This window comes from Thalassotalea sp. SU-HH00458, assembly GCF_040362795.1.
Lineage (GTDB): Bacteria > Pseudomonadota > Gammaproteobacteria > Enterobacterales > Alteromonadaceae > Thalassotalea_H > Thalassotalea_H castellviae.
Window position 1 is genome coordinate 123,133 of the sequence record NZ_BAABWW010000005.1, and the last position, 12,285, is coordinate 135,417.

13 protein-coding genes are annotated in these 12,285 nt (G+C 38.4%); 11 read left to right on the top strand and 2 right to left on the bottom strand.

The features are described 5' to 3' along the window. Positions 1-286 precede the first annotated feature (286 nt). The 4 genes from coxB to ABXH06_RS09355 are packed head-to-tail and all read left to right on the top strand — an operon-like array spanning position 287 to position 4,881. Positions 287-1,783, top strand: coding sequence for a cytochrome c oxidase subunit II (coxB, locus tag ABXH06_RS09340; RefSeq protein ID WP_311581860.1), 1,497 nt, complete (start codon positions 287-289; stop codon positions 1,781-1,783). 12 nt (positions 1,784-1,795) lie between these two features. After that, complete coding sequence (gene ctaD, locus ABXH06_RS09345; protein ID WP_311581621.1) at positions 1,796-3,403, top strand: cytochrome c oxidase subunit I; 1,608 nt, start codon at positions 1,796-1,798, stop codon at positions 3,401-3,403. Between the two features lie 9 nt (positions 3,404-3,412). Beyond that, positions 3,413-3,967 carry a cytochrome c oxidase assembly protein gene (locus ABXH06_RS09350; RefSeq protein WP_311581619.1) on the top strand — a complete coding sequence of 185 codons (555 nt, stop codon included), beginning with the start codon at positions 3,413-3,415 and terminating at the stop codon, positions 3,965-3,967. A 29-nt stretch (positions 3,968-3,996) separates the two neighbouring features. After that, positions 3,997-4,881 carry a cytochrome c oxidase subunit 3 gene (locus tag ABXH06_RS09355; protein ID WP_311581617.1) on the top strand — a complete coding sequence of 295 codons (885 nt, stop codon included), beginning with the start codon at positions 3,997-3,999 and terminating at the stop codon, positions 4,879-4,881. A 185-nt stretch (positions 4,882-5,066) separates the two neighbouring features. On the opposite strand, the gene ABXH06_RS09360 is transcribed toward ABXH06_RS09355, so the two are convergent. Further along, a complete protein-coding gene (locus ABXH06_RS09360; protein WP_311581615.1) occupies positions 5,067-5,276 on the bottom strand; it encodes a DUF2909 domain-containing protein in 210 nt (69 codons plus the stop codon). 61 nt (positions 5,277-5,337) lie between these two features. On the opposite strand from ABXH06_RS09360, the gene ABXH06_RS09365 reads away from it, so the two are divergent. From ABXH06_RS09365 to ABXH06_RS09385, 5 genes are read left to right on the top strand one after another with little or no spacing between them, the layout of a single operon-like run. Beyond that, positions 5,338-6,096 (top strand): SURF1 family protein, encoded by a 759-nt coding sequence (locus ABXH06_RS09365; RefSeq protein WP_353518069.1) that lies wholly within the window; start codon positions 5,338-5,340, stop codon positions 6,094-6,096. Between the two features lie 19 nt (positions 6,097-6,115). Beyond that, positions 6,116-6,676, top strand: coding sequence for a redox-active disulfide-containing membrane protein (locus tag ABXH06_RS09370; RefSeq protein WP_353518070.1), 561 nt, complete (start codon positions 6,116-6,118; stop codon positions 6,674-6,676). Between the two features lie 25 nt (positions 6,677-6,701). Continuing rightward, positions 6,702-7,685: a COX15/CtaA family protein gene (locus ABXH06_RS09375; protein ID WP_353518157.1), complete on the top strand. Its 984-nt coding sequence runs from the start codon at positions 6,702-6,704 to the stop codon at positions 7,683-7,685. Between the two features lie 8 nt (positions 7,686-7,693). Next, positions 7,694-8,611, top strand: coding sequence for a heme o synthase (cyoE, locus tag ABXH06_RS09380; RefSeq protein ID WP_311581610.1), 918 nt, complete (start codon positions 7,694-7,696; stop codon positions 8,609-8,611). Between the two features lie 16 nt (positions 8,612-8,627). Next, the gene (locus ABXH06_RS09385; RefSeq protein ID WP_353518072.1) at positions 8,628-9,257 is read left to right on the top strand and encodes an SCO family protein; all 630 of its coding nucleotides are present in this window, start codon (positions 8,628-8,630) and stop codon (positions 9,255-9,257) included. An 84-nt stretch (positions 9,258-9,341) separates the two neighbouring features. On the opposite strand, the gene ABXH06_RS09390 is transcribed toward ABXH06_RS09385, so the two are convergent. Next, positions 9,342-10,397, bottom strand: a complete 1,056-nt coding sequence (locus ABXH06_RS09390; protein WP_353518073.1) for a polysaccharide deacetylase family protein — start codon at positions 10,395-10,397, stop codon at positions 9,342-9,344. A gap of 109 nt (positions 10,398-10,506) precedes the next feature. Between ABXH06_RS09390 and ABXH06_RS09395 the strand changes: the two genes are divergently transcribed. Together ABXH06_RS09395 and ABXH06_RS09400 are read left to right on the top strand one after the other, a co-directional pair. Next, positions 10,507-11,841: an MATE family efflux transporter gene (locus ABXH06_RS09395; RefSeq protein ID WP_353518074.1), complete on the top strand. Its 1,335-nt coding sequence runs from the start codon at positions 10,507-10,509 to the stop codon at positions 11,839-11,841. Positions 11,842-11,911: 70 nt separating this feature from the next. Further along, positions 11,912-12,265 carry a hypothetical protein gene (locus ABXH06_RS09400; protein ID WP_303450447.1) on the top strand — a complete coding sequence of 118 codons (354 nt, stop codon included), beginning with the start codon at positions 11,912-11,914 and terminating at the stop codon, positions 12,263-12,265. Positions 12,266-12,285 lie beyond the last annotated feature (20 nt).

Here is a 12,285-nt window from a genome sequence, read left to right on the forward strand (position 1 = left end):
TCTATTGTAATTGTTAGTGTTTTTACTTTTATTAAAGAAAATTAAGAATTGACCTAGATCAAGATTTAAGTAATTCTAGGACAGAAATTGAACAAAAATAATAATAAGGCGCACTTTAAGTGGTTAAAAAATAGCCAGAAAAAATAACAACAAAAACAACTAAAAGAAATCAAGATATTCGTTTTTTAATGATATTAAAGATTTTAAAACTTAGAAAGGGTGGAGGAGATGTCGAGTGAAGAGACGTAACCTAAGTTGGCTATTCCTAGGGCTATTAGTTCCTAGTATGGCTTGGGCAGATAAACAGTTAAATCTTACCAAAGGTGTTACTGATATAAGTCAGGAAGTATATGGTCTTCATATGTTTGCGCTTTATATTTGTACTGCAATTGGTGTTGTGGTTTTTGGGGCGATGTTTTGGTCAATCATGTTCCATCGCAAATCAAAGGGGGTAAAGCCAGCAACTTTTCATGAAAGTACCAAGGTGGAAATTCTGTGGACAGTTATCCCTATTGTCATCTTAATCGGCATGGCGGTACCCGCAACGAAAACACTCGTTAGCATGGAAAATAACGATAATTCTGATATCACTATTCAAGTCACTGGCTCTCAGTGGAAATGGCACTATAAATATTTTGACCAAGACATTGAGTTTTACTCTGTTTTATCGACTCCTCGTGGACAATATGAAAACCAAAATGGTGTTGGCGAAACAAAAGGTGAAAATTATCTTTTAGAGGTTGATAGACATTTGGTGATACCGGTTAATAAAAAAATTCGCTTTTTGATCACTTCTGATGATGTGATTCATTCATGGTGGGTGCCAGATTTTGCCGTTAAACAAGATGCTAACCCTGGTTTTATCAACGAAGCATGGGCGATAGTACCTGAGCCAGGAATATATAGAGGCCAATGTGCTGAGCTTTGCGGTAAAGATCATGGTTTTATGCCGATTGTCGTTGAAGTTAAATCGGAAGAAGACTACGCCCGTTGGATTGATGAACAAAATGAATTAATCGCTAATGCCGCTGCTGCAGAGGCTGCTTCTTTAAATGCTTCACTCTCTAAAGAAGAATTAATGCAATTAGGTGAAACTACTTACACGGCTTATTGTGCTGCTTGTCATCAACCTACAGGCTTAGGTTTACCTCCTGCGTTTCCAGCGCTTAAAGGCAGTCCTGTTGCGACAACGGGCAGTGTTGCTGACCATATAGATATCGTTTTCAATGGTAAAGCCGGAACCGGTATGCAAGGTTATGGCAAACAACTTAGCATGAAAGAAATTGCTGCGGTTGTTACTTACGAGCGAAACGCTTGGGGCAATGACACAGGTGATACTGTACAAGCGGCTGATGTTAAATCAGCGACTAGCGGTTCTGCTTCTTCAGCTGCGACTACTGTTGAAAAAGTCGTTGAGAAAGTGAGTAAAGCTGTTTCTGCTGCACCCGCAGAAGACTTATCTAAAGAATATACACTTGATGAATTAATGGCTAAAGGCGAGAAAGTTTACAACACGGCTTGTGTAGCTTGTCATCAGTCTACTGGTGCAGGTTTACCACCAGCATTTCCATCATTAATCGGTAGCCCAATTACTACAGGTGATGTTAATGCACACATTGATATGGTGGTAAATGGCAGTAAGAAAAATCCAAGTATGGCCGCTTTTGGTGCTCAATTGTCTAAAACCGACATTGCTGCCGTCATTACTTTTGAGCGAAATGCTTGGGGTAATAATACCGGTGATGTTGTTCAACCCGCAGATATTGCTGCAAGTGCTAAGTAAGGAGGCAGAATAATGACTACAGAAGCTATTCACGACTCGCATGAGCACGATGATCACCATGATCACAAAATGACGGGTATAAAACGTTGGTTGTATACGACTAACCACAAAGATATTGGTACTTTGTACCTATGGTTCGCATTCATCATGTTATTATTTGGTGGTGCATTAGCAATGATGATCCGTGTTGAGTTATTTCAACCAGGACTTCAATTTGTTGAACCCGACTTTTTTAACCAATTAACTACTGTTCACGGTTTGATCATGGTATTCGGCGCGATTATGCCGGCTTTCACCGGTTTTGCTAACTGGATGATACCTATGATGATTGGTGCGCCAGATATGGCTTTACCACGTATGAACAACTGGAGTTTTTGGATTTTGCCTTTTGCATTTTCCATTCTTATTGCTTCGTTCTTTATGGAATCAGGAGCACCTAACTTTGGTTGGACGTTCTACGCACCACTTTCGACAACATACTCTAACGGAAGTACCGCATTCTTTGTTTTTGCTGTACATATTATGGGTGTTTCATCGATTATGGGGGCAATTAACGTCATTGTAACCATCATGAATATGCGTGCCCCAGGTATGACTTACATGAAAATGCCATTATTTGTTTGGACATTTTTCATTACGGCCTATTTATTAATTGCGGTAATGCCGGTGTTAGCTGGTGTTGTAACTATGCTATTAACTGACACCTATTTTGGTACGAGTTTCTTCGACGCCGCTGGTGGTGGTGATCCAGTAATGTTCCAGCATATTTTTTGGTTCTTTGGTCATCCTGAAGTTTACATCATGATCTTGCCGGCATTTGGTATTGTATCAACCATCATACCTACATTTGCTCGTAAACGTTTATTCGGCTATAGCTCAATGGTTTATGCCACAGCTTCAATTGCTTTCTTATCGTTTATTGTCTGGGCTCACCATATGTTCACCACCGGCATGCCGTTATTCGGTGAACTATTCTTCATGTATTGTACTATGTTGATTGCGGTGCCAACGGGTGTGAAAGTCTTTAACTGGGTTGCGACTATGTGGCGCGGTGCTATGACGTTTGAAGTGCCAATGCTATTTTCGATTGCCTTCGTTATTTTATTTACCATTGGTGGTTTCTCAGGATTGATGTTGGCGTTAACACCGGTTGATTTCCAATATCATGATACCTATTTTGTTGTAGCTCATTTTCACTATGTATTAGTGACAGGTTCATTATTCTCCATCTATGCCGGGGCTTATTACTGGTTACCTAAATGGACTGGACATATGTATCACGACGGATTGAGTAAGGCACATTTTTGGTGTTCGTTAATTTCAGTGAACATTCTGTTCTTCCCAATGCATTTCTTAGGCTTAGCGGGTATGCCTCGTCGTATACCTGATTATGCGTTGCAATTTGCTGACTTTAATAAGTGGGTAAGTATTGGCGGGTTTGCCTTTGGTTTATCACAAATAATATTCTTAGTGGTTGTTATTAAGTGTATTAAGGGCGGTAAAAAAGCTGACGCGAAACCTTGGGACGGTGCTGAAGGTTTGGAATGGACGGTCGCAAGTCCAGCTCCATATCATACCTTTGAAACGCCACCTAACGCTGAAGATATTAAAGGGCAATAGGAAAATATAATGAGTACAGAGCAAGACCAAAAATTATCGAATAATAAGACTAAAACAGTAAAGAAACTGGTGTTGGTGGTTTTTGCAATGTTTGGTTTTGGTTTTGCTTTAGTGCCTTTATATGACGTATTTTGTGATATCACCGGGTTAAATGGTAAAACGGCGACTACCGCTGCTAGTGTCAATGAAGATGGCATCGATGAAAGCCGTACCATAACTGTGCAATTTATTAGCCGAACAGCTAAAGGGATACCTTGGCAGTTTGAGCCTATGATAAACGAAATTACAGTACATCCTGGTGAAATGAAATTAGTGAAATTTTATGCGAAAAATGAATCGGTCAATGACATTATTGGGCAAGCTGTACCATCAGTTTCGCCTGGTAAAGCCGCGATTTATTTTCAAAAAATAGAGTGTTTTTGTTTCAACTCACAGCCGCTTAAAGCACAAGAAGATGTCGAAATGGCCCTGCAATTTTATGTTGATGCAGAGCTACCAGAAGAAGTGAAGACTATTACTTTGTCTTACACTTTATACGATATCACCGGCTCAGTTGAATCTTAGGCGATTACGCGAAACACAGGGGAATAGTGATGACTACAAAAAAATATGAAACATATTATGTACCCGCACAAAGCCATTGGCCAATTGTGGGTGCCGTTGCATTGTTTTTAATCGCCGTTGGCGCAGCGAATTATGTAACAGATATAAAAAATTCAACCTCAGGTTTCGGTGGTTATGTATTAATCGCCGGTATCGCGATGGTGATCTACATGATGTTTGGTTGGTTCAATAATGTGATTAATGAATCAATGGCGGGCAAATATAGCCATCAAATGGATAATTCATTTAAACAAGGGATGAGCTGGTTTATCTTTTCTGAAGTGATGTTCTTTGCGGCATTTTTTGGTGCTTTACTTTACGCCAGAACACTTTCTGTTCCATGGTTAGGTGGCGCTGATAATAATGCAATGACCGGCGCGGTATTATGGCCGGAATTCACGGCGCAATGGCCATTGATTAAAACACCTGACGGAACAGAAACAACCGGTATGGGTTGGTATGGTTTACCCCTTATCAATACTATTTTGTTATTAACATCTTCAGTGACGGCTCATTTAGCTCATGTGGCATTAGAGCAAGATAAGCGCCCGCAATTAAAATTCTGGTTAAGCATTACCTGTGTCCTGGGTCTAGTGTTCTTGTATTGCCAAGGCTTAGAATATGCGCACGGTTATGCGGATGAAATGAAGCTGTATTTAACCAGTGGAATCTATGGTAATACCTTTTATATGCTGACAGGTTTTCATGGGATGCATGTTACTTTAGGTACCATCATGTTAATTGTCATGTTGATCCGAGTGTTTAAAGGTCACTTTACTCCTAAGAATCATTTTGCGTTTCAAGCGGCAAGTTGGTACTGGCACTTTGTCGACGTGGTATGGGTATTACTCTTTGTTTTTGTTTACATTATTTAAAAACTGTATGGGTCGTAGATTAACTCAATAACTGCATCGAAGGTACTTAAGTAAAATGTTACCTTCCGTGCCATCTTGTTGTTTTTGAGCTAGTCAATTTAGCCTTAAGTTTTTACAGAGAATATACAAAAAATGAAAATAAATAAGGCGCCATTAAAGCGCCTTCTTTTCTTTAATCGCTTTGTTTAGAAAGGTCTTGGGTTTGGTGTAATTACGCCAGTCAGAATACCCACAAGCAATAAGAGAACAATTACAACAGAAGTCATGACTCGACGGCCGATAAACTTTGACATACTTGGCTGGTTTGGATCGTTTTTATTCATGATTATTAAAGCACGAAACAGGTTATAAATCATAAAGGCTAATAAGCCAACAATGATAATTTTTATAATCACAAAACCCTCTCTTTTTATTATGTTAGGTTATACAGGTTGCTATTAATTTTTACGGTAATATATGAAGTTTGCTGATTTTAGAGAATATTTCAATCAATTAAACTGGTTTGTTGTCATTATCACTTTGCTTGTCTTTAGTGGATTAATCAAGCTTGGATTTTGGCAAACCGCCAGAGCCATCGAAAAAGAACAACGTTTATCGCGTATTAGCGATTATAAATCTCAAGATGCTTTATCTCTTGATGAGGTATTATCGTTACAATCATCAAATGAAAATATCAACGATCTTCCGGTTAAAATTCAGGGGGCTTTCAATGATGAGAAAGTTTTCCTATTAGATAATCAAACGCATAACGGTCGACTAGGTTATCGAGTGTTACAAGTGATTACCGACAACGATAGGGCAGTGTTAGTGAATTTAGGTTGGATTGAAGGCTTTATCGATCGCAGTAAATTACCTGAAATTACCCCAGTATCTGGCGCTCAAAAAATAACAGGTCATGTAAGGTTAATTGAACAAGGCATAGTGTTAAGCGAAGAGAATTACAAAAATCCTTCGTGGCCGCTGAGAATTCAACGGATAGAAATTGATAAATTTTCAAGGTTTTTTGCACAAAAGTTATTGCCCTTTGTCATTTACTTAGATACAAAAGAAAGTCTAGGTTTTGAAAAAAATTGGCGTCCTATAGTGATGCCACCAGAAAAGCATCGAGCTTATGCATTTCAATGGTTTTCATTAGCCACAGCTTGGATGCTGTTAATGATCAGTGCTAGTGTATGGTTTATTAAAAATAAACCGAAAAATAATAATAAAAATTAAAATAAGAAAAAGGTTATCTATGTCTTCGCCTCAAGTAAATAAATCACGTCGAACGTTACTCATCACCTTGGCCGTATTCATATTACCTGTCGTTTTAGCTAAATTAGCGCTAGAACAACATTGGTTTAATTACGGGGTCACTAACCATGGTCAATTGGCCGAACAAGAACTGACCTTAACCGACTTAGGTGTTGATCCTACGGCGTTAAAAGAACAATGGTTAATCCTTTATCGCTTGCCTGCAAACTGTCAACAATTATGTGAAAAAACCCTGCTATCGCTTAATAATACATATACGTTATTAGGTAAAGAACTGCCTCGCGTCACTCCCATTGTCTTATACGAGAAAAGCTTAGCGGAACGTCAATTAGGTCATTTACGTCATGCTAAGTGGCAACAACTTTCGTTGCCTGAACAAGCAAACGAACATATTGAAAGCAATCAAGTTGTGATAGTTGACCCGTTAGGCAACGTTGTTATGTCTTATCAAGGTCCAAAAGAAAAAGCAGGTTTAGTCTCTTTTGATAAAGCTATTCTTGCCGATATGAAAAAATTATTGAAATATTCAAGGATTGGCTAATATGCAACAGAAAAGTACCCAAAACATTAGACGACTTGTCCTTGTCAGTATCTTACTTGCGATTATTGTGGTCAGCTTAGGCGCCTATACTCGTTTAACTCATGCTGGGCTAGGTTGTCCCGATTGGCCCGGTTGTTACGGATTATTAGACGTACCAGAATCAGCAGAGCAGATATCAAAAGCTGAACTAGCATTTCCAGATAGACCTGTTGAACCCGAAAAAGCGTGGAATGAAATGATCCATCGTTATTTTGCCGGAGCTTTAGGCTTATTTATTTTAGCGATAGCGATATTATCGTTCCGAAATAGAGAGCAAGGAACACCGTTATTTCTTCCCTTATTAATTTTATGTGTGGTGATTTTCCAAGCCGCGTTAGGTATGTGGACAGTTACTTTGATGTTAATGCCCGTGGTGGTCATGGGACATTTACTCGGTGGTTTTACTACTTTATGCCTGCTGTTTTTACTGTATTTAAGACTCAATCCTTATCGCGTACCTGGTGGTGATGCTTCAGTGCGACGCTATGCACCTTATGGACTATTAGGGGTAGTCATATTAACGGGGCAAATCGCGCTAGGCGGTTGGACCTCTGCCAATTATGCCGCGCTCGTTTGTACAGAATTACCTATTTGTCAGGCCGGTTGGGCAGAAGAATTCACCATTGAAGTGGCGTTTGATTTGATACCACCAGAGCGTGACACTTATGAACATGGCCATTTAGGGCATTATGAACGCGTGACCATTCATGTAATGCATCGTTTTGGTGCCATCATTACTGCGGTTTACTTACTGTGGCTGGCTGGTACGATATTTATGAAAGCTAATACCCGATTCTTTAAAAATACCGCAGTCGGTTTAGTGATGATATTAACGGCACAAATCGCATTAGGGATCAGTAATGTCTGGTTTTCATTACCGCTTTCGGTGGCAGTTAGTCATAACATTGTTGCGGCATGCCTAATGTTAATGCTAATTTTATTAACCTATAGTTTAAAGCGAAAAGCCTAGGAGTAAGAATGAGTAGTGATATTTCTTCAGTAGAGGCTGATGTGAGTAAACCAATGACGGCAAGTTGGCGTGATTATTATGAAATCACCAAACCACGTGTTGTTGCGTTATTAGTGTTAACGGCATTAGTCGGTATGTGTTTATCGGTACCTGGTGCTATTCCTTGGCAGGTTTTAATTCCTTCAATGACAGGCATTGGCTTTCTTTCATCGGCCGCAGCAGCGATTAATCACATCGTTGATGAACGTATTGATAGTGTGATGGGCAGAACCTACAACAGACCTGTTGCAACCGGCCGATTAGATCCTAAGAATGCCGCGTTGTTTGCCATGCTATTAGCCGTATCTGGTTTTGCTATTTTATATAGTTTTGTTAACCCTTTAACGGCTTGGTTAACTTTCTCGGGTTTAGTTGGTTACAGTTTTATTTATACTATGTATTTAAAGCGTGCTACGCCACAGAACATTACTATTGGTGGCTTAGCTGGCGCAATACCGCCGTTATTGGGCTGGACGGCAATGACCAATGAAATTCATCCGAATGCTTTGCTGTTGGTCTTGTTAATTTTTACATGGACACCTCCTCATTTTTGGGCGTTAGCCATTCATCGAAAAGATGAATATGCCAAGGTCAACATTCCAATGCTGCCAGTAACGCATGGCGTGAATTTCACTAAAACCCAAATTCTTTTGTATACGGTTTTATTGTTTGTTGTTGGTTTACTGCCTTATCTTGTTGGCATGAGTAATTGGTTGTATTTAATTGGTGCGGTTGTGCTGAACATCATATTTTTTGTTTATGCCTGGAAACTTAAATTTAATGCCGATGAGAGTACCGCCATGGATACGTTTAAGTTCTCGATTATCCATTTAATGTTACTCTTTATTATTTTATTAGTTGACCATTACGCTTTACCACTGAATTAATTTTTAAGGATATCTTGTGAATAAATTACTTATCGCTATTGTTGCGGTTATTTCAATAGCGACAGGTTTTTTGCTGTATCAAAAATCGTATAACTTGGCACAACCTGAACATTCTTTGTTTTACCAAACACCGCGCACAATAAAACCTTTTGCTATGGTTGATCATCAAGGGGCGAAATTTGCCAACGAACAATTCATCGGTAAATGGTCATGGGTATTTTTTGGTTATACCTCTTGTCCTGATGTGTGCCCGACGACCTTACAAGAACTCAATTTTGTTTATGATGAGCTCAAAGCGATTAATAACAATGCACAAGTCTTATTAGTTTCTGTTGATCCTCAGCGTGATACGGTAGATAAGCTTTCTCAATATATCGCTTATTTCAACCCAGAATTTAAAGCTTTAACGGCTGATCATTCAGTATTATTTCCTTTCGCGAGAAATTTAGGCTTAATGTATGCAATAAGTGATGAAAAGCGAGATGATAACTATTTAGTTGATCACAGCGCTTCTATCGTATTAATCAACCCAGAAGGCAAAATATCGGCTATTTTCAAACCTGAGCATGAATTAGGGCAATTACCGATTATTTCCGGAGAAAACCTAGTCAGCGATTTTGCAAAAATTGTTAAATTATCGGAATAACATGAACATGTTTGATTATTGAAAAAGGAGCTTGTGGCTCCTTTTTTCATATTTCTGGAGAAAATTTTGTTTGAAACTACAGGGTTAAAGTGGGTACCACTGATCCCCTGCTTCTAATATGAACCAAGGTTTTGAATACCAATAATATCGACCGGGCTTACTTTTACTCGGAGCAGTACAATTGGCTCTTACTCGTCCACTCGGCAATGGTGCGTTAAAAGTAATCATAAAACTATTTTCTGTTTGCCAATCAATGTTCTGACGACCAATACCAGTAACATAACAATTTAACTGACTTTTATTAAAATCATCAACAATGACATTAAATGTTGATGATTCTAGGCTATTTATCGGATAAATGGTTTCAGTACTTTCGTCTGTTAAAGTCATCGAAAAAGGTAACGCATGCAATTTATCACGTAAGGTGGTGAGGTTGTCATAAGGCTTTGATGCAGGAAAACGGGGTACTGCTGTAAGATCAGTGCCGAAACCAACAGCGCCGCTTTGTTGTGAAAAGGCGATAAAATCATGCTCTTTGAGCATGCGTTGAATCGCTGGTGTATATTCACCATAAGGATAGGCAAAATAACGCCAACTTTGTCCGGTATTTTCTTCAATTATTTTTTCTGCTTGGTTGAGCAAGGTTTTAAGATGATCAAGCCATTCTGCTTCGGTTAAGTTTTTAGGAATGCGCGCGAATGAATCGTGGTTAAAACCATGGTTGGCAATAATAACGCCATCATCGGCCATTTTTTTTAGTTGCAGCCATGAAAGATATTGTGATGAGTTTTGGTTGATTATGCCGGGGTTGATGAAAATGGTGAAAGGGTAATTAAACTTATCGAGAATCGGTTTACCTTGTGTCAAAATATCTAAATACGCATCATCAAAAGTAATCGCCACGGTTTTATCAGGAATAGCTTGCTGTTTTTTAATGGAATTCATTAATTCTGATAAAGGAACAACACGAAAGCTATTATCGGCTAAATACTGCATATGTGCTTCAAATTGCGCTGGTGAAATACTCGTACTGGCGGGGCTGTCGTCACTGACGTGATGATATTGTAAAATTACAGCGGCAGCACCATTCATCGTAAAACTGAATAGTGTTATTAGTAAACTAAATTGGATGATTTTCACGGGATCACTCTGTATTTCATAGTAAAATGTTTATGCCGCCAACCATAGCGTTTATTAGGCAAAATATATAGTGTCTTTGCCGTCATTAATGTCAACAAGAAGGTGATTATTGTTCTTTGCAAATAAAGCGGATCATAAACAATTATTTGTATTAGCTATCCCAATGATACTGTCAAATATCACGGTACCATTATTAGGATTAGTAGATACTGCGGTGATTGGTCATTTAGATCATGCCTACTATTTAGGTGGAAGTACCGTAGGTGCAATGGTCATCACTTGTATTACATGGTTATGCGGTTTTTTACGCATGACAACCACGGGCTTAGCTGCTCAAGCATTTGGTCAACAAAATGCCTCACAAAACTTATTAGTATTATTACGCGGTTTACTGGTCGCTTTAATCATTGGTGGGAGCTTTATATTACTGCAAACGCCATATATTTCTGGGGCTATTTATTTATCAGGAGGCTCAGATCAGGTTCAGTTTTATGCTAAACAATACAGTGAAATTAGAATTTGGGGATTACCTGCCGCGTTAGCTAACTTAGTACTCTTAGGTTGGTTATTGGGTAATCACAAAGCGAAAATGGTAATGTGGATCCTTATTTTTACCAATCTTGTTAACCTTATTCTTGATGTCGTTTTTGTGCTTTGGCTTGATTGGCAAGTACAAGGTGTCGCTTATGCAACGTTAATTGCAGAATATGCCAGTGTTTTATTATCTTTTGGCTTAATTAGTCATCACTTTAAATCTGTCATCAAAGCATCTGTAAAGGATGTTAAGAGCAAACTGTTCAACAAATTAGCATTGACTAGTTATTTCAAACTCAACCGAGACATTTTAATCCGCACGCTGTGTTTACAATCTTGCTTTGTTTTTATCACGTTCCAAGGGGCAAGGTTAGGGGATAATGTTGTAGCAGCGAATGCGATATTAATGAATTTCTTACTTTTTATCTCTTTCGGTTTAGACGGCATTGCTAACGCCGCAGAAGTGATGGTAGGTAAAGCGAAAGGGGAAAATAACCTCAAAAAGTTACAGGTTGTTTTTAAAGTGAGTTTATTTTGGACCATCATTTTTGCTTTAGCATATAGCTTGTTTTTTATGATTTCAGGTGCTTATGTGATCCGTTTAATTTCAGACATCGAAGCAGTCGTTCTTTATGCCGACCAATATTTATTTTGGATTATGCTATTACCGCTTGCCGCCTGCTGGAGTTATCTTTTTGATGGTATTTATATTGGTTTAACGCAAGCAAAAGCAATGCGAAATAGTATGATTCTTTCTACCTTTGGTTGCTTCTTTCCATTGTGGTGGTTATTGCAAGATCTTGAAAATAATGGCTTATGGTTAGCCTTTATCTTTTTTATGATAGCTAGAGGAATCACGCTAGCGTGGCATTTTTATTATTTTAATCATCGTGTCTATCAAATTAAATAAATTTAAGCTATATTTTACGCGGGATTTATTAGTGATTAACTATTCATTAAAGTTTAAAAAGGAATTAAATATGAAAAATAAATTCACCCCTCATAAAGTTTTGATAGTTACATGGTTTTTTATTCTCCAAATCACTGTTGGAAGCCAATCATTATTTGCCTCGGAAGAGACTGACGAAGAACTGCTTGCTAAAGCTCAAGCTCAAATGAACGCCGAAGTATTGTCCAAACCATTTCTTGCTGAAAGGCCTAAAGAAGTGGATGCTTATATAAAAAGCATGCTGGAGAAAAAAGTAAAGCCGCCTGAATATCAAGGAACATATTGGCGACCAGGTTATACGTGTAGAGACTTATTACGCTATAACTGGACGCAATATAGAAATTGTAAATATTACTATCGCTATCATGGGCGATATTATTATTAACGAAACAATAAAATTTAAAA

Bases quoted from the DNA above. Each gene is read 5' to 3' on its own strand.
- cyoE (WP_311581610.1), top strand. From the start codon at position 7,694: ATGAGTAGTGATATTTCTTCAGTAGAGGCTGATGTGAGTAAACCAATG.
- ABXH06_RS09365 (WP_353518069.1), top strand. From the start codon at position 5,338: ATGAAGTTTGCTGATTTTAGAGAATATTTCAATCAATTAAACTGGTTT.
- ABXH06_RS09350 (WP_311581619.1), top strand. From the start codon at position 3,413: ATGAGTACAGAGCAAGACCAAAAATTATCGAATAATAAGACTAAAACA.
- ABXH06_RS09355 (WP_311581617.1), top strand. From the start codon at position 3,997: ATGACTACAAAAAAATATGAAACATATTATGTACCCGCACAAAGCCAT.
- coxB (WP_311581860.1), top strand. From the start codon at position 287: ATGGCTTGGGCAGATAAACAGTTAAATCTTACCAAAGGTGTTACTGAT.
- ABXH06_RS09400 (WP_303450447.1), top strand. From the start codon at position 11,912: ATGAAAAATAAATTCACCCCTCATAAAGTTTTGATAGTTACATGGTTT.
- ctaD (WP_311581621.1), top strand. From the start codon at position 1,796: ATGACTACAGAAGCTATTCACGACTCGCATGAGCACGATGATCACCAT.
- ABXH06_RS09370 (WP_353518070.1), top strand. From the start codon at position 6,116: ATGTCTTCGCCTCAAGTAAATAAATCACGTCGAACGTTACTCATCACC.